At 38.7% G+C, this 23,496-nt stretch carries 17 protein-coding genes; 13 read left to right on the top strand and 4 right to left on the bottom strand.

Annotation, left to right across the window (positions count from 1 at the left end; all coding sequences use genetic code 11):
* Nucleotides 1-22 precede the first annotated feature (22 nt).
* Nucleotides 23-2,860 (top strand): RNA polymerase-associated protein RapA, encoded by a 2,838-nt coding sequence (rapA, locus tag AAC388_RS04900; RefSeq protein ID WP_014207322.1) that lies wholly within the window; start codon nt 23-25, stop codon nt 2,858-2,860.
* A 57-nt stretch (nt 2,861-2,917) separates the two neighbouring features.
* Here rapA and AAC388_RS04905 read toward each other — a convergent pair whose 3' ends face one another.
* Both AAC388_RS04905 and fabR read right to left on the bottom strand, forming a co-directional pair.
* Nucleotides 2,918-3,934 carry an AI-2E family transporter gene (locus AAC388_RS04905; protein WP_002118525.1) on the bottom strand — a complete coding sequence of 339 codons (1,017 nt, stop codon included), beginning with the start codon at nt 3,932-3,934 and terminating at the stop codon, nt 2,918-2,920.
* Between the two features lie 166 nt (nt 3,935-4,100).
* Entirely contained in the window at nt 4,101-4,796 is a 696-nt protein-coding gene (fabR, locus tag AAC388_RS04910; protein ID WP_342371272.1) for an HTH-type transcriptional repressor FabR, read from the bottom strand.
* 140 nt (nt 4,797-4,936) lie between these two features.
* On the opposite strand from fabR, the gene AAC388_RS04915 reads away from it, so the two are divergent.
* Entirely contained in the window at nt 4,937-6,007 is a 1,071-nt protein-coding gene (locus tag AAC388_RS04915; RefSeq protein ID WP_342371273.1) for a ferredoxin reductase, read from the top strand.
* A 12-nt stretch (nt 6,008-6,019) separates the two neighbouring features.
* On the top strand, nt 6,020-7,114 hold the full coding sequence (locus AAC388_RS04920; protein WP_342371275.1) for an acyl-CoA desaturase: 1,095 nt from the start codon (nt 6,020-6,022) through the stop codon (nt 7,112-7,114).
* Between the two features lie 48 nt (nt 7,115-7,162).
* On the opposite strand, the gene AAC388_RS04925 is transcribed toward AAC388_RS04920, so the two are convergent.
* The gene (locus AAC388_RS04925; protein WP_014207320.1) at nt 7,163-7,864 is read right to left on the bottom strand and encodes an SIMPL domain-containing protein; all 702 of its coding nucleotides are present in this window, start codon (nt 7,862-7,864) and stop codon (nt 7,163-7,165) included.
* Nucleotides 7,865-8,331: 467 nt separating this feature from the next.
* On the opposite strand from AAC388_RS04925, the gene AAC388_RS04930 reads away from it, so the two are divergent.
* The 3 genes from AAC388_RS04930 to AAC388_RS04940 all read left to right on the top strand — a co-directional run bounded on the left by AAC388_RS04930 (nt 8,332) and on the right by AAC388_RS04940 (nt 12,957).
* Nucleotides 8,332-9,705 carry a diaminobutyrate--2-oxoglutarate transaminase gene (locus tag AAC388_RS04930; protein ID WP_002118718.1) on the top strand — a complete coding sequence of 458 codons (1,374 nt, stop codon included), beginning with the start codon at nt 8,332-8,334 and terminating at the stop codon, nt 9,703-9,705.
* A 2-nt stretch (nt 9,706-9,707) separates the two neighbouring features.
* Nucleotides 9,708-11,240 carry an aspartate aminotransferase family protein gene (locus tag AAC388_RS04935; protein ID WP_017399290.1) on the top strand — a complete coding sequence of 511 codons (1,533 nt, stop codon included), beginning with the start codon at nt 9,708-9,710 and terminating at the stop codon, nt 11,238-11,240.
* A 286-nt stretch (nt 11,241-11,526) separates the two neighbouring features.
* A complete protein-coding gene (locus tag AAC388_RS04940) occupies nt 11,527-12,957 on the top strand; it encodes an aldehyde dehydrogenase family protein (RefSeq protein WP_342371276.1) in 1,431 nt (476 codons plus the stop codon).
* Between the two features lie 73 nt (nt 12,958-13,030).
* Here the strand turns inward: AAC388_RS04940 and AAC388_RS04945 are convergent, their stop codons facing one another.
* On the bottom strand, nt 13,031-13,516 hold the full coding sequence (locus AAC388_RS04945) for an Lrp/AsnC family transcriptional regulator (protein ID WP_004700117.1): 486 nt from the start codon (nt 13,514-13,516) through the stop codon (nt 13,031-13,033).
* A gap of 134 nt (nt 13,517-13,650) precedes the next feature.
* Between AAC388_RS04945 and AAC388_RS04950 the strand changes: the two genes are divergently transcribed.
* The 7 genes from AAC388_RS04950 to sohB all read left to right on the top strand — a co-directional run bounded on the left by AAC388_RS04950 (nt 13,651) and on the right by sohB (nt 23,301).
* Nucleotides 13,651-15,372 carry a thiamine pyrophosphate-binding protein gene (locus AAC388_RS04950; RefSeq protein WP_342371277.1) on the top strand — a complete coding sequence of 574 codons (1,722 nt, stop codon included), beginning with the start codon at nt 13,651-13,653 and terminating at the stop codon, nt 15,370-15,372.
* Nucleotides 15,373-15,513: 141 nt separating this feature from the next.
* Nucleotides 15,514-16,893, top strand: coding sequence for an amino acid permease (locus AAC388_RS04955; RefSeq protein WP_202745120.1), 1,380 nt, complete (start codon nt 15,514-15,516; stop codon nt 16,891-16,893).
* Nucleotides 16,894-17,369: 476 nt separating this feature from the next.
* The gene (locus AAC388_RS04960) at nt 17,370-18,401 is read left to right on the top strand and encodes a substrate-binding domain-containing protein (protein WP_005073265.1); all 1,032 of its coding nucleotides are present in this window, start codon (nt 17,370-17,372) and stop codon (nt 18,399-18,401) included.
* A 99-nt stretch (nt 18,402-18,500) separates the two neighbouring features.
* The gene (gene pstC, locus AAC388_RS04965) at nt 18,501-19,880 is read left to right on the top strand and encodes a phosphate ABC transporter permease subunit PstC (protein ID WP_086265409.1); all 1,380 of its coding nucleotides are present in this window, start codon (nt 18,501-18,503) and stop codon (nt 19,878-19,880) included.
* Nucleotides 19,877-21,274, top strand: coding sequence for a phosphate ABC transporter permease PstA (gene pstA / locus AAC388_RS04970; protein WP_165382235.1), 1,398 nt, complete (start codon nt 19,877-19,879; stop codon nt 21,272-21,274). The genes pstC and pstA overlap by 4 nt, the downstream gene beginning before the upstream one ends.
* Nucleotides 21,275-21,287: 13 nt before the next feature.
* Nucleotides 21,288-22,190, top strand: coding sequence for a phosphate ABC transporter ATP-binding protein PstB (pstB, locus tag AAC388_RS04975; protein WP_086265407.1), 903 nt, complete (start codon nt 21,288-21,290; stop codon nt 22,188-22,190).
* Between the two features lie 148 nt (nt 22,191-22,338).
* A complete protein-coding gene (gene sohB / locus AAC388_RS04980) occupies nt 22,339-23,301 on the top strand; it encodes a protease SohB (RefSeq protein WP_342371278.1) in 963 nt (320 codons plus the stop codon).
* The last annotated feature ends 195 nt before the right edge of the window (nt 23,302-23,496 follow it).

Below are 23,496 nucleotides of genomic sequence, written 5' to 3' on the forward strand. Positions count from 1 at the left end.
GTAGTGCGAACTTGAGAGAAAGGTGGAAAAATTGCAGCAGTATGCTATTGGTCAACGTTGGCTATCAGACACAGAAACTGAGCTCGGTTTAGGTGTTCTTATTGATGTAGATGAAAGATCTGTCAGCATTTTATTCCCCAAAAGTGATGAGACACGTGTCTATGCGCGTAACAATGCTCCACTATCTCGTATCATCTTCAATACGAATGATGAAGTTCAAGATCAAGAAGGCCAGAAGTGGATCGTTGAGTCTGTTGAAGATCGTCATGGCGTTTTGCGTTACAACGTTGTTCGTACTTTAGAAAATGGCGAGCAAGAGCGTAAAGCACTCAATGAAACACGTATTGGTGCGCAAATTCAATTATCTAAACCTTTAGACCGTTTGCTTGCAAGTCAAGTTGACTATAAAGAGTGGTATGACCTGCGTATTGAAGCGATGTTGATGCAAGCACAAATGCAGACCAGTCCTCTACGTGGGATGGTCGGTGCACGTGTTGGCCTGATTCCTCATCAGCTTTATATCGCACATGAAGTTGGTAAACGTTTTGCTCCTCGTGTTTTACTTGCCGATGAAGTTGGTTTAGGTAAAACAATTGAAGCTGGTTTAATTATCCACCAACAGCTTAAAACTGGTCGTTCAGAACGAATTCTGATTTTAGTCCCTGATTCTCTTCAGTATCAGTGGATGATTGAAATGCGTCGCCGTTTTAACTTGCAATTCTCTCTGTTTGATTTAACGCGTACAGCATCTATTAAAGAACATGATCCAGAGCTTAACCCATTCTTGACTGAGCAATGCATTATTGCCAGCGTTGACTTAATGGTTGACCATGATGATTTGCGTGAGCAAGCCATAGAAGCTGGTTTTGATTTGCTCGTAGTCGATGAAGCACATCATTTGATGTGGAGCGAAGAAGAAGGCGGTAATGATCGTTACGATTTAATTGAAGAGCTCGCTGAAAATACAGCAGGGGTACTATTACTCACTGCAACACCTGAACAATTAGGTGTAGAAAGTCATTTCGCACGTTTACGTTTACTTGATCCACAGCGTTTTAGTAGTTTAGAGCGCTTCTTAGATGAGGAGACTCAGTACCAGCAGACTGCAAAAATTGCTGAAGTGCTGATGTCGGATCAAGCTTTAACCCCAGAGCATTTATCTGCTTTAGAAGGCTTATTAGGTCACAGTATTGAAGACCAACCTGACCAACGCTTTAGAGCAATTCACGAATTATTAGATCGTCACGGTACTGGACGTATTTTATTCCGTAATACACGTGAAGCCATTCAGGGCTTCCCAGGTCGTGATTGTCAACCAGCACCATTACCAGCACCAGAAGATTGGTCAAAAGATGGCAAACTGCGTGAGCAGATGTGGCCTGAAGAAGCACAAATTGATGGTTCATGGATGCAAAATGATCCGCGTGTGCCATGGTTAATGGAAATTTTACGCAAAGATCTTAAGCATAAAAAAGTGCTTTTAATTGCGCGTAGCGGACCAGTAGTTGAATCTTTAGAAAATGTGTTGCGTTTGCATGCAGGCATTCGTACGGCAATGTTCCATGAAGGCATGAGCTTACTTGAGCGTGACCAAGCTGCTGCTTATTTTGCTGAAGAAAGCTATGGCGCTCAGATTCTATTGTGTTCAGAAATTGGTTCGGAAGGCCGTAATTTCCAATTCGCCAGTGATCTAATTTTATTTGATCTACCAGCTAACCCAGATGTTTTAGAGCAACGTATTGGACGTCTAGACCGTATTGGTCAAGAAAACCGTATCCAAATTCATGTGCCATACCTTATGGGAACAGCTCAAGAGCGTATGTTCCGTTGGTATAACGAAGCACTGAATATTTTCAGCAATATTTCTCCGACAGCGCAAACGCTGCAAGAGAATTTTATTGTTGAATTAAAAGATTGTTTACTTGCAGACCAAGGTCAAACATTTGAAGATTTGCTTGAAGAGGTGAATGTTCAACGTCAAGCCCTAGAAGCTGAACTTCAAGCTGGCCGAGACCGTTTACTTGAATATAATTCATGTCGTCCAATTGTGGCACAAGAAATTGTTCAGGCCCTTGAAGACTATGATGACAATACTACGCTACCAATGTTTGTGAAGCGTTTCATGTCATCAACCAATATCGACTTTGATGAGCAAAGTAATGGTACGGTGATTATTAAACCGACCGACCAAATGCAAGTGCAAGGTTTGGCATTAGACGAAGAAGGTATGACCGCAACGTTCTATCGCGATCAAGCTCAGCTTCGTGAAGATGCTCAATATTTAACTTTAGAGCATCCGTTCATTGAAAGTGTTATGGAAATGATCCGTACACAATCATTTGGTAGTACCAATGTTGCTGTACTCAAATCTAATGCGTTAAAGCAGGGCTCAGTATTAATTGAAGTCTGGTTTAAAGTGGATGTTGTTGCACCGAAGTCACTGAACTTGCCATCAAGTTTACCGAAACAGCTCATTCGCGTGTTGTTAAGTGAAAATGGTCAGGATTTATCTGAAAAGATTGATCCAACAATTTTAAAACCTTATTTGCACCATTTAGATGGCAATAGCTGCCGCCAAGTAGTTAAAGCTCGCCGTGATATCATTGAGCAGCGCTATAAACAAGCGTTAGAGATTGCGAAAGTTGATTTACCGCAGCTTCAGCAACAAGCAAAAGAACATTATGGCAATAAATGGCAATATGAAATTGACCGTTTAACTTATCTCAAACAGTTCAACCCAAGTATTCGTCAAGACGAAATTGAGCGTTTACAGAAACTGCAAAAAGAAGGCTTGAGTTTACTTGATGGTTTAACTGTTACACCAGAAGCAATTCAAGTGTTAGTTGTGGTTAAGCCGTAACTTACACAAAATGAAAAAAGCGCCGAGAGGGCGCTTTTTTTATACATCGATTTTGAGTTAGATAAGACCAGCGTCTTTTAATTCTAGCTTTAAATAAGCATAAAAAATTGGAGCTGCGATTAAACCGCCTAAGCCAAAAATTGACTCAAATACTAGCATTGCTAATAAAATCTCCCATGCATTTGCATTGATTTTATGCCCAATAATTTTAGCATTAATAAAATATTCAAGCTTATGAACCAAAACGAGATAAAGTAATGCTGCTCCTGCTAGTCCTAGGGAAATTGTAAGAGCTGCAATAAACGTTAAAGTGTTTGAAAGTAGATTCCCTAAAATTGGAATGAGACCAAACATAAAGGTCAAAATAGTTAAAGTTTTGGCAAAAGGAAGGTGAACTCCCCAAAGCGGCAATAAAATAAAGGCGAATAAAATAAAGAGCAGCGTGTTAATCGCTGAAATTTTTATTTGGGCAAAAACAACATTTTTAAATGAAATTGATAATTTTTGAATACGTTGGATCAGAAGAGATTTAAAAACAGGCTGAGGCGTACGGCGATGAAAACCATGTATCGCCACCAAAATACCAATAATTAATCCCATGACCATAGTCACGAAGTTATGCAAAATATCGGAACTGGTGTTTTTTAGGGTGGTGACGTTATCTTTCATAAATGCAAAGATTTCGTCTTTTAGATCTGTCACGCTATCAGGAATATAACCTGGAAGATACTTTGTGATCTCTGCTTGCAAATGAAGAAGGGTTTGATCAACCTTGCTATTAATACTATGTAAGCCGACACCTTTTAGATCGTATAAAACAAAACTAATTAGACTTGTAATGAAAAAACCAATAAGTGAGATGGTGATGATACTGAGTAAAATACTAATAAAAATACGGGCTCTTTGGCCATCAATATAACGTTCTACAACCGAACTTAAACTAATAATAATTTCATAAATGAGAAAGCCTGCAAAAAAACTTGCTAATAAATGTAAGGGGATAACCGAAAGCAAAAAGATGCCCATTAGAATGTAGCTTGCAATCAGACTTTGACGATTATTCAAATTTTGCATGTGGATCCCTGAGATCGTTGGGAATATAGGAGAAAGAGCAAACGGAATGATTATTTATACTCTGGCAAGCTATTCGCTTCAATCGGTGAATTATATTTTTATTGGAAAATAGAGGAGTTAGATTTAAAAATGGCCTGTTCATCAACAAGCCATTTATTAGATCATTTTAGCGAATTTTTGCTTCATCTAGATGACGTGCACCTTCTAAAATCATCCGAATCATAATCATGGTTTGTTCAGCAACTTCTGCACGTTGATTGATCGGTAAATCAATGACTTTTGCACCCATGTGAAACACAAGTTGAGTAATTGCTTTTGCAACAAGATCTGGATGGTAGAGGTGATTGTTATTTAAACGCTCAAGACGGATTAAATCTTCTTGCAACTCTTGCTGAAAAAAGTTGAGTTGACGGTCTACGGCAGCTTTATAAGAAGCAGAACCTGTAAAACTTTCACGTAGTAATAAACTTAAATTACCTTCATCGGCATCGAGTTGTTGAAGGAAAATATCGACAGAACTACGAATAATACTTTCTTGTAAAGAAGCACGTAGGCGAGCCTGACGGATAATTTTACGTAAAACGATACCTGCGCGGTCAATTAGAGAAATTGCTAATTCATCAATATCTTTAAAATGTCGATAGAAACTATTTGGGGCAATTCCTGCTTCTCGAGCTACTTCACGTAAACTCAATGAAGCAATACTTTTTTGCGGACCGATGAGGTTTAAAGCGGCCTGAAAAAGTTCTTCTTTAGTAATTGTCGCTTTTCTTCCAACAGAACGCGTAGCTGTTTTAATTTCAATGACATCTTGTTTTTGAGGTGTGTCATTCAGGTTCTGAGAAAGTGAAGATTGGGTCATGCTGTTCAATATATTTGTAAACTCTCAGGATTATAGCCTTAGAAGCTGAACTTGTGAAATTGTAATTAAAAGTACGGGTGTATATACAAATATATATACATGTGTATAATAATTAAAAAAGAGCGACAGAGCCTTCAGTTATGCAAGCAATCGAAAAGAGAAATTCTCTATTCAATTCATTGACACAAGCCATCTTTGATAAAGAAATGGCTAATTTCTGGCTACAAAAAGTTAATCCTTTATGGTCTGTAAAGCACGGACTTGTTCAAATTGTAAAAAAAGAATTTGTCGCTCATGACATGGTGAGCCTGACGCTAAAATGCAACCGCCTAGTAAAAATGGGCGTTGCAGGCCAGCATCATCCTGTAATTGTAGAAATTGCCGGTCGTCGCTATGAACGTACTTATAGTTTGACGCAAATTGATACTCAGCACTTACGTTTAACAGTTAAAAAAGTTGCTGATGGTATCGTGAGTAACTGGTTTATTTCTGAAAGCAAAATCGGTGATGTTTTTGAGCTTGGTCAACCTTATGGTGACATGCAACAAAACATCAAAACACCGAATTTAATTATGTTGGCTGCGGGTAGTGGTATTACCCCAATGTTGAGCTTGATTACTGCGATTAAACAAAGCCAGCAGTTAGATAAAGTTCAGGTGCAACTTTTATATTGGGTAAAACAACGTTCAGATGCAGCTTTTGTTGAATACTTTGAAAAAGTTGCGCAGCAATATCCGAACTTTAATTATCAGGTTTTCTATACACAAGAAACCCCAAATGATGAACGTTTAAATGCAGAGCATTTAGCTTTAGTTGATGATGTAGAAAACAGCACAATTTATGCGTGTGGACCTTCTGGTTTTGTGGCGACTGTTGAGCAACTTTTTGAAAAAGCTCCAGCCGTTTTAACAGAAGCATTTAGCTTAACAAATGAAAGCTCTGCTGATGATATTGGTTATGTGAATGTCACATTAACCCAGTCTAATAAGGTTATTGCAATTCCTAAAGGCCAGTCAATTCTGGTTAGCCTTGAACATGAAGGTCTTAAACCAACTCATGGTTGCCGTATGGGAATTTGTAATAAATGTGTTTGTAATAAATCCCAAGGTTCAACACGTAATTTACTTAACGGTAGCGAAAACACTGAACCAAGCCAATTACTCAAAATTTGTGTGAACTCAGCAAAATCCGATCTAGTTATTGATCTTTAAGAGAGAACTCTTATGAATATGCCAGTGAAAGTCGAATATTTTAAAAATCCTAAAAATCGAGATTTGACTCCAGCAGAACTTGATGCATTTGCAAAAGAGCTCGATCAGATCAAGCAAGAAGTATTGAATGATTTGGGTGAGAAAGACGCTAAATATATCCGCCGTGTTTATGCTGCAATTCGTTATAGTAGCTTTTTAGGTCGTGCATGTTTGTTTGCAGGTTGGTTCCCACCAGCATGGATTTTAGGAACAGGTCTGTTAGGCTTCTCTAAAATTATGGAAAACATGGAACTCGGTCATAACGTGATGCACGGTCAATATGACTGGATGAACGATCCTAAATTTAATGGTCAAACTTACGAGTGGGATACTGTCGGTACTTCTGATAACTGGCGCCAAACTCATAACTATAAACATCACACCTATACCAACATTAAAGGTATTGATGATGACATCGGTTACGGTTTACTTCGTTTATTCCCAGAGCAACGCTGGAAGCCGGGTTTCTTACTTCAACCTGTTTATAGCATCCCATTCTGTTTATTGTTCCAATGGGGCGTAGCTATTCAGAATCTTGAAATTGGACGTGTCCTTTATAAACGTAAGAGCATGGCAAAATTCTTGGAAGAGTTAAAACCTGTTAATAAAAAGATTGGAAAACAACTTTTTAAAGACTATGTTTTCTTCCCTTTAATTGCAGGTCCAGCAGCTTTACCTGTATTCACTGGTAATTTGGTTGCAAATGGTCTTCGTAATATCTGGACATTTACGATTATTTTTTGTGGTCATTTCACAAAAGATGCGGAAGTATTTCCAAAGTCTGTTTTACAAGAAGAAAGCCGTGGTCACTGGTATATGCGCCAGATTCGTGGCTCTTCTAACTTGAAAGGTTCAGAAGCATTACATATTTTAAGCGGACATTTGAGCCATCAGATTGAGCACCATTTATTCCCTGATATCCCAGCGCGTCGTTATCGCCAAATGGCTCCAAAAGTTGAAGCTGTATGTAAAAAATATGGTCTAAATTATAACAATGCAAGTCTGGCTAAACAGTTTGGACAAGTGGTAGGCCGTATATTTAAATACGCTTTACCTTTTAAAAAATAAGTCAAAAAAAGCCCTGAACTAATCAGGGCTTTTTTTTAGAGAAACAAATTATTTAAACTGAATTGAACCGTTTGCATTCACAGTAATTTTAGACTCACCAGCTGCCATGTCTTGAGCTGGTGCAGCTTCGGCCATAGCAAATTTAGCCATGCTGGCACGCATTACAGGTTGTGGGAAATAGTTATTCGTGTTCAGGTTTAGAGTGACCAAACTATATTGGTTTTTATTCCAAGCTTGGGTCAACATTTGAGCACGTTGTTGGAAGTTTTTAGATGCTTCTACCATTAACTCATTTTCAACTTTTTTACGTTGTTCATCAGAAACCGTAAAGTTAATTGATTGAGTTTGGAAGTTTTGCTGTAATTCGTTTACTAACTGGCTAGCAGCTTTAAAGTCTTTACTTTCAAGACGGATTTCAGCGCGGCCACGCCATTCTTTTAACTTATTGCTATCGTTATCGTAAATTGGATAAGTGCTTTGAGCACCAGTTTCCACTTTTACTTGTGGATATTTACGAGAAACATTAAGTGCCTGATTCATCAGTTGATTAATTTGGTTTGAAAGCTCGGCTGGTTGTTTGTTACTTTTTTCAATATATAAAGTTGCATGCATTTCATCATTAGAAACTTGGCGAGAAGCTTCCGCTTGTACATTTACAATATTGTAGTTCAAAGCATTATCATCCTGAGCAAAAACTAAAGGGCTAAGGAGAGAACCTAAAAGAAGGGTGGATACGGCTAAAGTACGCATAAATTTTTCCTTTAAAAATTAATATAAATTTAATTTTTTTCATTAGGAAATGTTAAACATAACTTATGCATAACTTTTGCAGATTTTGTGGCGTATTTGTAATATTCAGATCAGGTTTTTTTAAATTTTGGTAAATATAAAGTCTTTAAAAATTAAAAGCTTAAAATTAAAGTGTTTCAATGTAACTTAAAAAATCAAAGTAATATAAAAAAAGAATATTTTCTTTAGGTTGTCACATAGTATGATGATAATTCATCATAACTATTGGGATGATACATTTTTTCAATAAGATTAGATGAGTAAAGTACATAAAAGACGTTTTTTTTCTTGTAAAATTAGGTATCATCGCGCTCCTAGTTACAAGATATAAAATAAGTGTCTTTACTAGTTCTATAAAGCACCGAGTCAAAGGACCAATCGTCACCAGACTTATTTCTTTCTACCCCTATCAGAGATGGTAATCCGATATGAGCGTTACTTCCGTTAACCCTGCCACTAATGCTACTAACGAATATTATTTGACTCGCCAAAGTCAAATGGAATCAAATGTTCGTAGCTATCCACGTAAATTACCGTTAGCGATAGCGAAAGCACAAGGATGCTGGGTTACTGATGTTGAAGGTACACAGTACCTTGATTGTTTAGCTGGGGCAGGTACATTGGCTTTAGGTCATAATCATCCTGCGGTGATTCAAAGTATTCAAGATACATTGGCAAGTGGTTTGCCATTGCATACTTTAGACTTAACCACACCTTTAAAAGATGCATTCACTGAAGCATTGTTAGCATATTTACCTGGTGGTAAAGAAGAATATTGCTTGCAGTTCTGTGGTCCTGCAGGTGCAGACGCAACTGAAGCAGCAATCAAACTTGCTAAGACTTACACTGGCCGTAGCTCAGTGATCAGTTTCTCAGGCGGTTATCATGGTATGACCCATGGTGCGCTTGCTATGACTGGTAACTTAAGTGCAAAAAATGCAGTTAACGGTTTAATGCCAGGCGTACAATTCATGCCATATCCGCATGAATACCGCTGCCCACTTGGTTTAGGTGGTGAAGCTGGTGTTGACGCTTTAACTTACTACTTTGAAAACTTTATTGAAGATGTAGAAAGCGGTGTAACAAAACCGGCTGCTGTTATTCTTGAAGCGATTCAAGGTGAAGGCGGCGTAGTTACAGCTCCAGTAAAATGGTTGCAAAAAATCCGTGAAGTGACTGAAAAGCACAACATCGTTTTAATTTTAGACGAAGTTCAAGCTGGCTTTGCACGTTCAGGCAAAATGTTTGCATTTGAACATGCAGGTATTGAACCTGATGTTGTTGTAATGTCTAAAGCAGTAGGTGGTGGTTTACCACTTGCAGTATTAGGTATTAAACGTAAATTTGATGCTTGGCAGCCTGCTGGTCACACGGGTACTTTCCGTGGTAACCAACTTGCTATGGGTACTGGTCTTGTCGTATTAAAAACGATTAGCGAACAAAATCTTGCTCAAAATGCGCAAGAGCGTGGTGACTTCTTACAAGCTGAATTTAAAAAATTAGCTCAAGAATTCCCATGTATCGGTAACGTACGTGGTCGCGGTTTAATGATCGGTGTTGAGATCGTTGACGAGCGTAAACCAGCTGATCGTATTGGTTCGCATCCTGCTGACTCACAATTAGCTGCTGCAATTCAAACTGCTTGTTTCAACAATAAATTATTGCTTGAAAAAGGTGGTCGTAACGGTACGGTAATTCGTTTACTTTGCCCGCTTATCATCACTCAAGACGAGTGTGTTGAAGTAGTTGCTCGCTTTAAGAAAGCAATTGCAGAAGCATTGGTTGCAGTACGAGGCGCATAAGTATGGTGGATTTTGCAGAACATCGTAAAGCGTTACTCTGCAATGATGCACAATCCATTGCTGACTATGAGTCAGCAATGGGCGAAGCGGTAAAAGCCGTTTCAGCATGGTTGCAAAATGAAAAGATGTACACTGGTGGTAGCATTAAAGAATTGCGTTCAGCAATTTCTTTCCAACCTTCAAAAGAAGGTATGGGTGTACAAGAATCTCTTCAACGTATGATTGAGCTTTTCTTGAATAAAAGCTTGAAAGTACATCATCCACATTCATTAGCACATTTACACTGCCCAACCATGGTGATGAGCCAGATCGCGGAAGTGTTAATCAATGCAACTAACCAGTCTATGGACTCATGGGATCAAAGCCCGGCGGGTTCATTAATGGAAGTTCAGCTCATTGATTGGTTGCGTCAAAAAGTAGGTTATGGTTCTGGTCAGGCTGGTGTTTTCACTTCTGGCGGTACTCAATCTAACTTGATGGGTGTATTGCTTGCTCGTGACTGGTGCATCTCGAAAAACTGGAAAGACGAAAATGGTAATCCATGGTCTGTACAGCGTGATGGTATTCCTGCCGATGCAATGAAAAACGTCAAAGTCATTTGTTCTGAAAATGCACATTTCTCTGTGCAAAAGAACATGGCAATGATGGGCATGGGCTTCCAGTCAGTTGTGACTGTTCCTGTGAATGAAAATGCACAGATGGATGTAGATGCTCTCGAAAAAACGATGGCGCATCTTCAGTCTGAAGGTAAAGTTGTTGCTTGTGTCGTTGCGACAGCAGGTACGACTGATGCCGGTGCAATTGACCCATTGAAGAAAATCCGTGAAATTACCAATAAATATGGTTCATGGATGCATATCGATGCGGCATGGGGCGGTGCATTAATTCTGTCAAATGACTATCGTGCAATGCTTGATGGTATTGAGTTGTCTGACTCGATTACCCTCGACTTCCATAAGCATTATTTCCAAAGCATTAGCTGTGGCGCGTTCTTGTTGAAAGATGAAGCGAACTATCGTTTCATGCACTACGAAGCTGAATACTTGAACTCTGCTTATGACGAAGAGCACGGTGTACCAAACCTTGTGTCTAAGTCATTACAAACGACTCGTCGTTTTGATGCATTGAAATTGTGGATGACAATTGAATCACTAGGTGAAGATCTTTATGGTTCAATGATTGACCATGGTGTAAAACTTACTCGTGAAGTTGCAGATTACATCAAGGCAACTGATGGTTTAGAACTTTTAGTTGAGCCTCAGTTTGCTTCGGTATTATTCCGTGTTGTTCCACAAGGCTACCCAGCTGAGTTTATCGATAGCTTGAACCAAAACGTAGCGGACGAATTGTTTGCACGTGGTGAGGCAAATATCGGTGTAACAAAAGTTGGTAATGTACAGTCATTGAAAATGACAACATTAAGCCCTGTTGTGACATTTGAAAACGTTAAAAACCTTTTAGGTCAAGTATTGGCTGAAGCTGACCGCATTAAAGATGCAATTGCTTCTGGTAACTATGTACCACCAATCGACTAATTGAGTTGATAACAAAAAAAGCTCGGTTTATTACCGGGCTTTTTTATTGCAGATTGTTTTTATTTGAATTGTGTATGAAGAAAAGAATACATGCACAAATCATGCATATTTTCACAAAACAAAAATAATTATGCATGATTTATGGGGAGCAAATTTCTTATTGTATTGGTATGTCCCCGATATTTTGGGTCGCATTGATATATCAATATCGTACTTACTTTAAATAATCCCGCTTTAACTGAAAAAAGTAAGTGGCTGTAATTACAATTAAGACAAGGAAGAAGAAATGCAACAAGCGAATATGCTCAATGAATTTAAACTCATTATTGGCGGTCAACTTTGTTTAGGTGAGCAAGGCGAGCTAGAAATTCTTAACCCCGCTACAGGTTTAACTGCTGCACGTTGTGCAAAAGCTTCAGTTGCGCAGGTAAATCAGGCAGTGAGTGCTGCTAAACAAGCATCTAAAGCTTGGCAACAAGTTTCACACGAAGAGCGTAAGTCAATCTTGAACAAGATTGCAGATGGCATTGAAAAGCACGCTGAAATGCTTGCAGAGTTGGTTGTGCTTGAACAGGGTAAGCCACTCGCACTTGCTCAAATGGAAGTGCAGGGTGCAATTGGCTGGACGCGTTACGCGGCTACTATGGATTTACCTGTGGAAGTAATTGAAGACAGTGAAACTAAGCGTATTGAGCGCCATCGCCAACCATTAGGTGTAGTGGCTTCAATTACGCCATGGAACTGGCCACTGATGATTGCGGTTTGGCATATCATGCCTGCTTTGCGTGCAGGTAACGTGGTCATTAGTAAACCTTCTGAATACACACCACTATCAACTTTGCGTTTATGTGAAATCATTCAGCAAGAAGTTCCTGCTGGTGTAATTTCGATTGTGGTTGGTGCTGGTGAGATTGGCGAAGCATTATCTTCTCATCCAGATGTACAAAAAGTTGTATTTACGGGTTCAACTCGAACAGGCCAGCACATTATGGCGGGTGCAGCTCAGCAGCTAAAACACTTAACTTTAGAGTTGGGTGGTAATGATGCTGGTATTGTATTACCAGATGCAAATATCGATGAAATTGCACCTAAGATTTTTAATATGGCGTTCTTGAATGCCGGTCAAACATGTGCAGCCTTAAAGCGCTTATACGTTCATGAAAGCCAGTATGAAGCTTTATCTCAAAAGTTAGCTGATATTGCCAACGCTCAAGTTGTGGGTGATGGTATGGCATCTTCTACAACATTTGGTCCAGTACAAAACAAAATGCAATATAACAAAGTGAAAGCACTTATTGCCGATGCCATTTCTCAAGGAGCAAAAGCACTTTCTGGGCAACAGCAGCTACCAGAGCAGGGCTACTTTATTGCACCAACTATATTGACTGAAGTTTCTGATTCTTGCCGCGTGGTGCAAGAAGAACAGTTTGGCCCTGTATTACCTGTTTTAAAATATACCGATATCAACGATGCAATTGCTCGTGCCAATGACAGTGAGTTTGGTTTGGGTGGTTCAATCTGGTCGTCAGATATTAAAGCAGCACAGACTTACGCTAGTCAGCTTCAATGTGGTACTGTTTGGATTAATACCCATGCAGAAGTTCTTCCTCATGCGCCTTTTGGCGGCTGGAAAATGTCTGGCCTAGGTGCTGAATTTGGCTTGGAAGGTTTGCTTGAAAATACAATTGGGCAAACAGTCCATATTAGTAAAGTCTAAATATTAACTTTAAGGCGGATCTATTATCCGCCTTTTTATTTTCACTTTTTTAAGAGTGAAATGCTTAGTTTACTTATTGGGAGTGATGATAGCTCATACTTTTAGGTTTGATTAAAAAATGATTCTGTTCTTTAATTTTTTTAAGAACAATGTAAGACTTTATATGGCCAATAAAATTATAAGAAAGCAACCTTTCGGTCACAAATTGGGAAAGCTGTTCTAAGTTTTCTGCAACGACTTTTAAAATAAAATCTGCATCACCACTAATGGAGAATGCATCCTGAATGTTGTCTTCAGCTTCAATGAGCTCTTGAAAAGCCTGCTGTGATTTTGCCTCGTGTGTTCTTAGATTAATATGTATCATCGCTGTAACTTCGAGTCCTAGCGCCTGCTGCTGGATGCGTGCCGTGTAGCCTAGAATTATGCCTTTTTGCTCAAGTAGCTGCCTTCTTCTTGAACATTGCGAAGCAGATAAACCAATTAAATCTCCTATTTCCTGATTGGTGAGTCGTCCATTCTTTTGTAGTGCCTGAATGATTTGCCAGTCGAACTTATCCATTGCATAAAATCCTTTTATGATACACAAATCATGTATTTTTATTAAAATGCGTTTTCATTATGCACGAAATCTAAAAGATAGATGAAATATTATTTTTCTATGGAATAAAAATTGGTCTCAAAGGATATAGAGCAATGTTCATAGAAATCGGTGACTTTTTAAATCTTCGTTTAAAACAAATGGGTATCCAACATCTTTTTGGAGTACCTGGTGATTTTAACCTCTCATATCTAGAACAAGTTGAAGCAGACCCACAACTCGAATTTATTGGAAATTGTAATGAATTAAACGCTGCCTATGCAGCAGACGGTTATGCACGAATTAACGGTTTTTCTGCCTTGGCAACCACTTATGGTGTAGGTGATTTAAGTGCAATTAATGGTATTGCAGGCGCCTATGCAGAAAATGTACCTCTTATTCATATCTCAGGAATTCCACCGTTACATGCGGTTCAAAAGGGCACACTAATACATCATACGCTTGTCGATGGTAACTACGACAATATTATGAACTGTATGAAAGAGTTCACAGTTGCCCAAACACGTTTAACTCCTGCAAATGCAGCTTTTGAAATTGACCGTGTATTACGTCAGTGTTTCCTGGAACGCCGTCCTGTGCACATTCAACTACCAGGCGATATTACTCACGTTAAGATTGAAGTATCTGAACGTCCGCTTGACTTAAGCTACCCAGCTGTTGAACCTGAATTATTGCAGAGTGTGGTAAGCAAACTCTGTGACATTATTGAGAATGCTCAAAGTCCAGCGCTTTTAATAGATAATGAAGCTTCAGTTTTTGGTGTAACTTCACTTTTAAATGATTTATCTCAAAAATGCTCAATTCCATTTGCAGGCATGAATACTGCAAAAAATATTATGGATGAAGGTTCACCTCGTTACATTGGAACTTATGTGGGTGGGGCAAGCCAGCCTCATGTGAAAAATATCATTGAACAATCCGACTGTTTAATTGGTGTTGGTGCACGCTTTACCGATGTAGGCTCAGCTGTATTTACTCATCAAATTGAGACCAAAAACTACATCGAAATTAAATCTTATGGCCTAAATATTTTTGGTCAGGATTTTCCAGGTATTGAAATTGGACAATTACTTGTCGAGCTAAATAAAAAAGTTGCGCCACGTAAATCAACAACCCCTCTTCTTGAAAAACAACCTCAGAAAGTAATTGAAGCTCCAGCTCAACAAAAGTTAAGCCAAGATGTGCTTTGGAACTACATTTCAGGGTTCTTAAAAGAAGATGATGTGATTATTGGTGAGGTAGGAACATCAAACTCTGCTTTGTCAGGTATCAAACTTCCTGCTACAGCTAAATATATTGCTCAGCCGCTTTGGGGTTCTATTGGTTATACCTTGCCAGCTTTACTTGGTAGCTTGCTGGCAGCTCCTGAACGCCGTCAAATTTTATTTATTGGCGATGGTTCTTTCCAGCTTACGGTACAAGAGCTTTCTACAATTATCCGTCATGGTTTAAAACCAATCATTTTCTTGCTGAACAATGGCGGCTATACCATTGAGCGCTTAATTATGGGTGAAAACGCGGCCTATAACGACGTGCAAAACTGGAAATACACTGAAATTCCTGCGGTATTTAACGGTAAAAAAGGCCATACAACTTATGTGGTTGAAACCGTTGGCCAGCTGAAGAGCGTTTTAGACAACGTTCAGCAAAATGATCAGTTAACTTTCATTGAATTAAAACTACTAGCAATGGATGCACCGGTGAGTTTGAAAAAATTTGCTTCTGTGATTGCACGTTTTGACTACGGTGATCGCGGCTACGAAATTTTAAAGGAGCGTTCCCAACCAGTTAAATGTAAGGATGCAATCTCTTTTTAAATAGAAGACAGGACACGTCTTCTCAAAAATTAAATGGACTCACATTACAGTAAATTTATGTCCGAAGATCGGTTCCTGATCTTCGGATGTGGTGCTGAATAAAGGTGTACAGGAAGTGACACCAACATTGGAGATAATGTTATGGATGCAAACAATAAGCACGAGTTAAAACAAGGCTTATCCAATCGGCATATTCAACTCATCGCACTCGGAGGGGCGATTGGTACAGGGTTATTCTTAGGTCTTTCCCAAACGATTAAACTGGCTGGTCCTTCAATTTTATTAGGATATGCAATTGCTGGAATTATTGCCTTTTTAATTATGCGCCATTTAGGTGAAATGGTTGTTGAAGAGCCGGTCAGTGGTTCTTTTAGTTATTTTGCGAACAAATATTGGGGCAAAATGGCGGGTTTTATGTCTGGCTGGAACTATTGGGTATTATATGTACTCGTCAGTATGGCTGAATTGAGTGCAATTGGGACATTTATACAGTTTTGGTGGCCTGAAATTCCGACATGGCTGACTGCTTTATTTTTCTTTATTTTAATTAATGGCATTAACTTGGTAAATGTCCGCTTTTTTGGGGAGTCCGAGTTTTTATTTTCCTGCATTAAAATTATTGCCATTTTAAGTATGATTGGTTTCGGTGCTTATCTTTTACTTTCAGGCTCAGCAGGCCCACAAGCAGGTATTGCAAATTTATGGCAACATGGTGGTTTCTTCCCGCACGGGATTCACGGTTTTGTCATGGCTTTGGCTGTCATTATGTTTGCATTTGGCGGATTGGAATTAATTGGTATTGCTGCAGCTGAAACGAAGAAACCTGAAACGACTATTCCTAAAGCAGTAAATCAGATTGTGTACCGTATTCTGATTTTTTATATCGGTGCAATCGGTATTCTTTTATGTCTTTATCCATGGAATATGGTGGCAGAAGGCGGCAGTCCATTTGTTATGATTTTCCAGTCACTCAATAGTAATGGTGTTGCGAACGTTCTAAACTTTGTGGTCTTGATTGCTGCTATTTCAGTTTATAACAGCTGTATCTATTGTAATAGTCGTATGTTGCATGGTTTGGCAGAGCAGGGTAATGCTCCTGCAATTTTGAAAAAAGTAAACAGTCGCGGTATTCCGGTTCCAGCAGCAGTTGTTTCTGCATCTATCACTGCAATATGTGTAGTTGTGAATTATCTGATTCCTGGTCAAGCTTTTCAGCTCTTTATGATGCTTGTGGTGGCTGCACTTGTTATTAATTGGCTCATGATTTCAGTGACTCATTTGAAATTTACTAAAGCAATGAAATTGCAAAAGCGTCAAACCAAATTTCAAAGCATCCTTAGCCCATGGAGTAACTATTTAACCATTAGCTTTGTGTGCTTTATTCTTATTATTATGGCGATGACTCCAGATATGAGACTTGCCGTGATTTTAGGTCCAATTTGGCTGGTTGTTTTAGCGCTTACGTATTTATTAAAATATCGTAAAAAAATGGTTGCGATGCCAGAAGTACAATCGAGTTGATCGCTTAAATTGACAATCATATTGCGGTTACCTGACATAAGGCAGGTAACCCTTTATCCTTTGTCATATTATTTTCATGTTACAAAGAAATTATTATTTTTAGAAATATTTTAATAACCATTTCCTTAAACAAAAATTATTTTAATCATCAAACTAAAAATAACTAAATTATCGTTTTTTAATACATTTATAACATCTTTATTTTTTATATTTTATAAATACAAAAAAATTATATTTTTAATGAGTGTAATAATACAGACTAATATACACGGTAAAATACCTACTACGATTGAATTAAATAGTTGATAGTAGTCAAAAAATAATAATGTGACAATTAACAATATTGAAATCATTAAAGCGTCATCATACTGTAACTTAATTGTCATATTTTCTATTCACAATGCAGCTATCAAAGAGCGTACAAGCACTCAACAAAAAGTGACGTACAACCTATTGCATTAATGAGAGAGAACAGAATGCGCTTAAATCCACGTCAAATCGCAATTGCGTTAGCAGTAACTGGGGCAGCTGTAACAACGACTGCAAATGCAGCTCGTGATACGATTCAAATTGCTGGTTCTTCAACTGTATTACCGTTTGCCAGCGTTGTAGCTGAAGAGTTTGGTAATACTTTCCCTCAATTTAAAACTCCTGTAGTGGGCTCTGGCGGTTCTTCTGCTGGTTTGAAACAATTCTGTCAAGGTGTTGGCGATAACACAATCGACGTTGCAAACTCTTCTCGTAAAATTAAAAGCACTGAGATTGAAGCTTGTAACAAAGCTGGTGTAAAACAAATTCAAGAAATCAAAATTGGTTACGATGGTATTGTATTCGCGTCTAACTCAAACAAAGCGGCTTATAAATTAAAACCTTACCACGTGTTTGCTGCTTTAGCTGCACAGTTACCTTCAAAAGGTAAATTGGTTCCAAACCCATATACAAACTGGAATCAAATCGATAAAACACTTCCAAATGAACCGATTACTCTTGTAATTCCTGCATCTAACCATGGTACTCGTGAAGTTTTCCAAGAGAAAATGGTTGAAGCTGGTTGTGAAGCATATGAATACTTCAAGAGCTTGGATAAAGATGCTCAGAAGAAAGCATGTTCTACTTTCCGTAAAGATGGTCGTGTAATTGAAATCGCTGGCGACTATACAGAAACATTGGCCCGCTTAAAAACTTCTCCAAGTGCAGTAGGCGTGTTTGGTTTAAGTTTCTATGACATGAACCGTGACAAGTTACGTGTAGCAACAGTAAACAACGTTGTTCCATCTGAGAAGACAGTATTGAATGGTACATACCCTGTATCTCGTCCATTGTACTTCTACGTGAAAGGCGAACACTTAAAATCAGTTAAAGGCTTACCGCAATATGTAGAATATTTCGTAAGCAAGAAAGCAACTGGTAAAGGTTCTAAAGCTGAGCGTGATGGTTTAATCGCGATGTCTGATGCTGAACGTGCAAAAGTTTTGGCTGACTTTAAAGCAGGTAAAACTGTTAAATAAGTTAGTTTGAATGAAGGCTGGTGATCTTAAGAGTTCATCAGCCTTTTTGTCTAACTTGTTTTTCCAAATTATGACAATTGAGAAAACAGTGGAGAGTACATGAATCTGCTACTTATCGGTGTGTTGTTAGCCCTTGTGGCAATTGCATATCAACTTGGGCTGAGAAAGAGCCGTAACATAGCAGGTAAGGGAAGCAACTCGGCGACGTTACATTCTCGTCCTGGCTATTATGGCGCACTGGTTGGTCTTTGGTGCGGTATCCCTGCTTTTTTAATTTTGATCATTTGGAACTTGGTTGAACCAAGTATTTTGAATCATATTATTTTTAATAATATTCCGGCGTCTGTAAGTGCTTCACTTGATGAGGCGGGTAGAAGCGTATTGGTTGATCGAGTTCAATCAATTGCTTCAGGTTTTGGGGTAAGCGATAAACCAGCAGCTTACGAATTAGCAGCTGCTCAACAGTTTTCCAAATTTCAAACGATTGGCTCTTTTGCCAAATTTGCTGTTGTAATTTGTGCTGCTTTATTAGGTTTGGTTTGGGCAAAGAAAAAAATCAGCCAACAATATCGTGCTCGTAACCAAGTTGAACGTGCCATTAACGTTGCTTTGATTTTATGTTCTGGTGTTGCGATTTTAACCACCATCGGTATCGTAATGTCGATGTTTGGCGAAGCTATGCACTTCTTCCGTTTTGTCAGCCCAATGGACTTTTTCTTTGGCACAGAATGGAACCCGGGCTTTAGTACTTCTGGCAATGCCGAAGGTAGTTATGGTTTATTACCATTGCTATGGGGCACGCTCATGGTCAGTGGTATCGCTCTACTCGTTGCTGTACCAGTTGGATTAATGATTGCAATTTATTTAGCTGAATATGCTTCACCATGGTTCCGCTCATGGGCAAAACCAACAATTGAAGTTTTAGCTGGTATTCCAACAATTGTTTATGGTGTATTTGCCATGATGATTATTGGACCATTCTTTAAAGCTGCGGGTGCTTATATTGGCTTAGAAATTAACGCGACAAGTGCTTTAACTGCTGGCTTTGTAATGGGAATTATGATTATTCCATTTGTTTCATCTTTATCTGATGACATTATCACTCAAGTCCCGCGTGCACTGCGTGATGGTTCTTTAGGACTGGGGGCGACTAAGTCTGAAACAATTCGTCAAGTCGTATTGCCAGCAGCTTTACCGGGTATTACAGGTGCTTTCTTATTGGCAGTCTCTCGTGCGGTTGGGGAAACCATGATTGTGGTTTTAGCAGCAGGGAACAGTCCACTTTTACACGCAAATCCATTTGAAGCTGTTTCGACAGTGACAGTCACTATTGTAAAACAGTTGACTGGAGATACCGACTTCTCAAGTCCGCAAGCATTGGTTGCATTCGCACTAGGTTTAACACTATTTGTTATTACCTTGGGATTAAATATTGTAGCACTGTACATTGTGCGTAAATACCGTGAGCAATACGAATGAGTACATCAAATACATCATCTCCTATGGATCAGAACGTATTTGATCCGAAAGCTGCTGCTGAAACACGTGAACGACGTAAACAGGTTATTGAAAAATCTTTGGCTAAACGCCATCGTAAAGAAAAAGCTTTCCGTTTTGCGGGTTTCTCGGCAGTCATTATTGGTCTTGCATTCGTTGCTCTCTTGTTCGGTAGTATTTTGGCAAAAGGTTTACCTGCTTTTTGGCAAACCAGTATGAATGTTCCAATTTACTTTGACCCTAAAGTAATTGATGCAGGTCCAGTGCCTGTACGTACTCAAGGTGAAACACCTGCGCATTACCAAGAACGTTATGTTGATTGGCAAACTAAAATGGGTATGGTGGATTGGGATGGCATCATTGTAAATGGAATGATTGCTAAAGATCCTGCACTTGCATCACAACGTGACTACCTGAGCAGCTTATATGCAAGCTCGGAAGCTTATCGCCTGCGTGATATGGTCTTTGCAGATCCATCATTAATCGGTAAAAAAGAAAATATTACCTTCTTAGGCGATGCGAATGTCGATGTTTGGTTAAAAGGTAATATTGATCGTTCATTACCAGATGATCAGCAACAACTTGATCCAGAAGTGCGTAAGCTTGCCGACGAGTTAAAAGCAAAAGGCGTTCTTGAAAGTACATTTAACATGAACTTATTTAAGAATCCTGACTCTCGCAGTTCTCCGGCAATTAGTGGTCTTGCAGGTGCATTCATGGGTTCATTGTTCATGATGCTCATCGTGATCATCATTGCGATCCCAATTGGTGTTGCCAGCGCAATCTATCTCGAAGAGTTTGCTCCAAAAAATGTTCTTACAGACATTATTGAAGTTAACATCAATAACCTTGCTGCTGTTCCTTCTATCGTATTTGGTTTACTCGGTGCAGCAATTTTCATTGGTTGGATGCATTTACCTTTATCAGCTCCGCTAGTGGGTGGATTGGTTTTAAGCTTAATGACACTACCAACAGTCATCATTACCACGCGTGCTTCATTAAAAGCTGTGCCGCCTTCTATTCGACAAGCTGCACTTGGTTTGGGAGCTTCTAAGTTCCAAACGATTTTCCACCATGTTTTACCGTTGGCATTACCGGGCATTATGACAGGTGCAATTATTGGTGTTGCCCATGCACTTGGTGAAACCGCACCTTTACTTTTAATCGGGATGAGTGCATTCGTTGCAAGTATTCCAACAACACCATTTGATCAAGCCACTGCTTTACCTGTCCAAGTTTACTTATGGCAAGGTAATGAGTTGCGTAACTTCTTCGAAGGCCGTACTGCCGCTGCGATTATCGTACTACTTGCATTAATGATTGGTTTAAACAGTCTTGCAATTTGGTTACGTAAAAAGTTCGAAGTGCGTTGGTAATAGAGGATAAATCATGAATACTATTGATATTACGAATTCCTTAGAAAAGGATAAGTTAGTGAATACTGAACAATCGCAATTTACAGATAAACCGTTGAATCATGGCACTTCGTATGTTTCGCATTTTGAACCACACACTTCAAAAAAGCAGAACTCAACTGAAATCAAGATTAGTGCACAAGATGCCCATGTTTATTATGGTGATTTTGAAGCCATTAAAGGTATTGATCTAGATATTTACCAAAACGAAGTGATCGCGTTTATTGGCCCATCAGGTTGTGGTAAATCGACCTTTCTTCGTACTTTAAACCGTATGAATGACACCATTGATGGTTGCCGTGTAACAGGTAAAATTACACTCGATAATCACAATATTTATGACCCAAATCTAGATGTTGTATTGTTGCGTGCTCAGGTTGGTATGGTGTTCCAAAAGCCAAACCCATTCCCTAAATCTATTTTTGACAACGTGGCTTATGGCCCAAAACTTCATGGTTTAGCACGTGATAAGTACGATCTAGAAGAAATTGTTGAAAACAGCTTACGTAAAGCTGGTTTGTGGGACGAGGTTAAGGATCGTTTGAACCAGCCTGGTACAGGCTTATCAGGTGGTCAGCAACAGCGTTTATGTATTGCTCGTACCATTGCCGTTAGTCCTGAAGTGATTTTAATGGACGAACCGTGTTCTGCACTCGATCCAATTGCAACAGCAAAAGTAGAAGAACTCATTTCTGAGTTGTCTAATCAATTCACAATTGTGATTGTGACTCACTCAATGCAACAAGCTGCACGTGTTTCTGATCGTACTGCTTATTTCCATTTAGGTGATTTGATTGAAGTTAACTCAACTGAAAAAGTCTTCACTCAACCTGACCATCAGTTAACGGAAGCATATATTACTGGACGCTTCGGTTGATTAATGATCAATAAAAGAAAAAGAGCCATGTGCTCTTTTTTTTATTTTATAAATGAAAATGACTCTATTTTGCAAAAACGCTATTGAATTTTAATCAAAAGGACCACATCTTAAGGCTATAAAAGATAACTTATGAGCTTAGAATTTTATGTTATTCCATTTGCCTAAACTCCCTGCAGAAATACGTGTTAGTCATTTAAATGCACGTGTAAATGAACAGAGAAAAAAAATTGCACAAACTACGGCAAGCCGTTTAGAACTTTTACAATTAGCTCAACAACTTGCTAAAGAAGCTAAAATTCGCCGTAAAAATAATCAGAAAATTTTTGTTTTAGATTTCAAGGGTGATATTCAAGCTTCGGCAGTTGAAAACTTGCGTGAAGAAATTACTCTGATTTTAGCAACTGCTAAAGCAGGACGTGACCGTATTGTAGTTCGTCTCGAAAGCCCTGGTGGTATGGTCCACGGCTATGGTCTGGCAGCAGCTCAGTTGGTGCGTTTGCGTGATGCTGGTTTTCATGTGACTATCTGCGTAGATAAAGTCGCTGCGAGTGGCGGCTATATGATGGCATGTATTGCAAATGAAATTATTGCAGCGCCGTTTGCTATTGTTGGTTCAATAGGTGTGGTTGCTCAAGTTCCAAACTTTAATCGCCTTTTGAAAGAACACAATGTGGATTTTGAGCTTTACACAGCAGGGCAGTATAAGCGTACAGTCACCATGTTTGGTGAAAATACGCCTGAAGGTAAAGCGAAGTTCGAAGAAGAACTGCAACAAACTCATGTTTTATTTAAGCACTTTGTTGAAAAATATCGCCCACAGCTTAATGTTGATAAGGTGGCGACAGGTGAACATTGGTATGGTAAAGATGCCCTAGATCTTAACCTTGTTGATAAATTACAAACATCTGATGAGTATTTATTAGCTTTATTGCCGCAACATGATGTGTATGTCATTAATACACGTAAGAAAGCGACTTTAGGTGAAAAGCTGGGTTTACAAGCAGCGCAAATGGCAGATAGTTTGATTCCTACTGTAATGAGCAAAGTCATGGAAAGCCTAGCAAAAGCGAACACGACGCTTGTACAAGTACGTGATCCAAAACTATAAGTTTATCTAATTCAAATGTTATAAAAAGACCAGCTTAAATGCTGGTTTTTTTATAAAGTTAATATTCAAAAATGTTTTATTAAATACGTTTAGATTTTTAATGAAAAGTAAAAAATAAATGTTGATAAATATAATTTTTGAATTGTGATAAACACATGGTTTTGATATTTTAAACAGCAATAAAATAGCTTTTAA

The organism is Acinetobacter sp. D009 (assembly GCF_038562025.1).
GTDB classification, from domain to species: domain Bacteria; phylum Pseudomonadota; class Gammaproteobacteria; order Pseudomonadales; family Moraxellaceae; genus Acinetobacter; species Acinetobacter pittii.

What these genes read in the sequence shown, in the direction of transcription:
- pstC (WP_086265409.1), top strand. Translation starts at nt 18,501, where the DNA reads ATGAATCTGCTACTTATCGGTGTGTTGTTAGCCCTTGTGGCAATTGCA.
- AAC388_RS04945 (WP_004700117.1), bottom strand. Translation starts at nt 13,516, where the DNA reads ATGGATAAGTTCGACTGGCAAATCATTCAGGCACTACAAAAGAATGGA.
- fabR (WP_342371272.1), bottom strand. Translation starts at nt 4,796, where the DNA reads ATGACCCAATCTTCACTTTCTCAGAACCTGAATGACACACCTCAAAAA.
- AAC388_RS04925 (WP_014207320.1), bottom strand. Translation starts at nt 7,864, where the DNA reads ATGCGTACTTTAGCCGTATCCACCCTTCTTTTAGGTTCTCTCCTTAGC.
- AAC388_RS04915 (WP_342371273.1), top strand. Translation starts at nt 4,937, where the DNA reads ATGCAAGCAATCGAAAAGAGAAATTCTCTATTCAATTCATTGACACAA.
- AAC388_RS04950 (WP_342371277.1), top strand. Translation starts at nt 13,651, where the DNA reads ATGTTCATAGAAATCGGTGACTTTTTAAATCTTCGTTTAAAACAAATG.
- AAC388_RS04930 (WP_002118718.1), top strand. Translation starts at nt 8,332, where the DNA reads ATGAGCGTTACTTCCGTTAACCCTGCCACTAATGCTACTAACGAATAT.
- pstA (WP_165382235.1), top strand. Translation starts at nt 19,877, where the DNA reads ATGAGTACATCAAATACATCATCTCCTATGGATCAGAACGTATTTGAT.
- sohB (WP_342371278.1), top strand. Translation starts at nt 22,339, where the DNA reads ATGTTATTCCATTTGCCTAAACTCCCTGCAGAAATACGTGTTAGTCAT.
- AAC388_RS04955 (WP_202745120.1), top strand. Translation starts at nt 15,514, where the DNA reads ATGGATGCAAACAATAAGCACGAGTTAAAACAAGGCTTATCCAATCGG.
- AAC388_RS04905 (WP_002118525.1), bottom strand. Translation starts at nt 3,934, where the DNA reads ATGCAAAATTTGAATAATCGTCAAAGTCTGATTGCAAGCTACATTCTA.
- AAC388_RS04935 (WP_017399290.1), top strand. Translation starts at nt 9,708, where the DNA reads ATGGTGGATTTTGCAGAACATCGTAAAGCGTTACTCTGCAATGATGCA.
- pstB (WP_086265407.1), top strand. Translation starts at nt 21,288, where the DNA reads ATGAATACTATTGATATTACGAATTCCTTAGAAAAGGATAAGTTAGTG.
- AAC388_RS04940 (WP_342371276.1), top strand. Translation starts at nt 11,527, where the DNA reads ATGCAACAAGCGAATATGCTCAATGAATTTAAACTCATTATTGGCGGT.
- AAC388_RS04960 (WP_005073265.1), top strand. Translation starts at nt 17,370, where the DNA reads ATGCGCTTAAATCCACGTCAAATCGCAATTGCGTTAGCAGTAACTGGG.
- AAC388_RS04920 (WP_342371275.1), top strand. Translation starts at nt 6,020, where the DNA reads ATGAATATGCCAGTGAAAGTCGAATATTTTAAAAATCCTAAAAATCGA.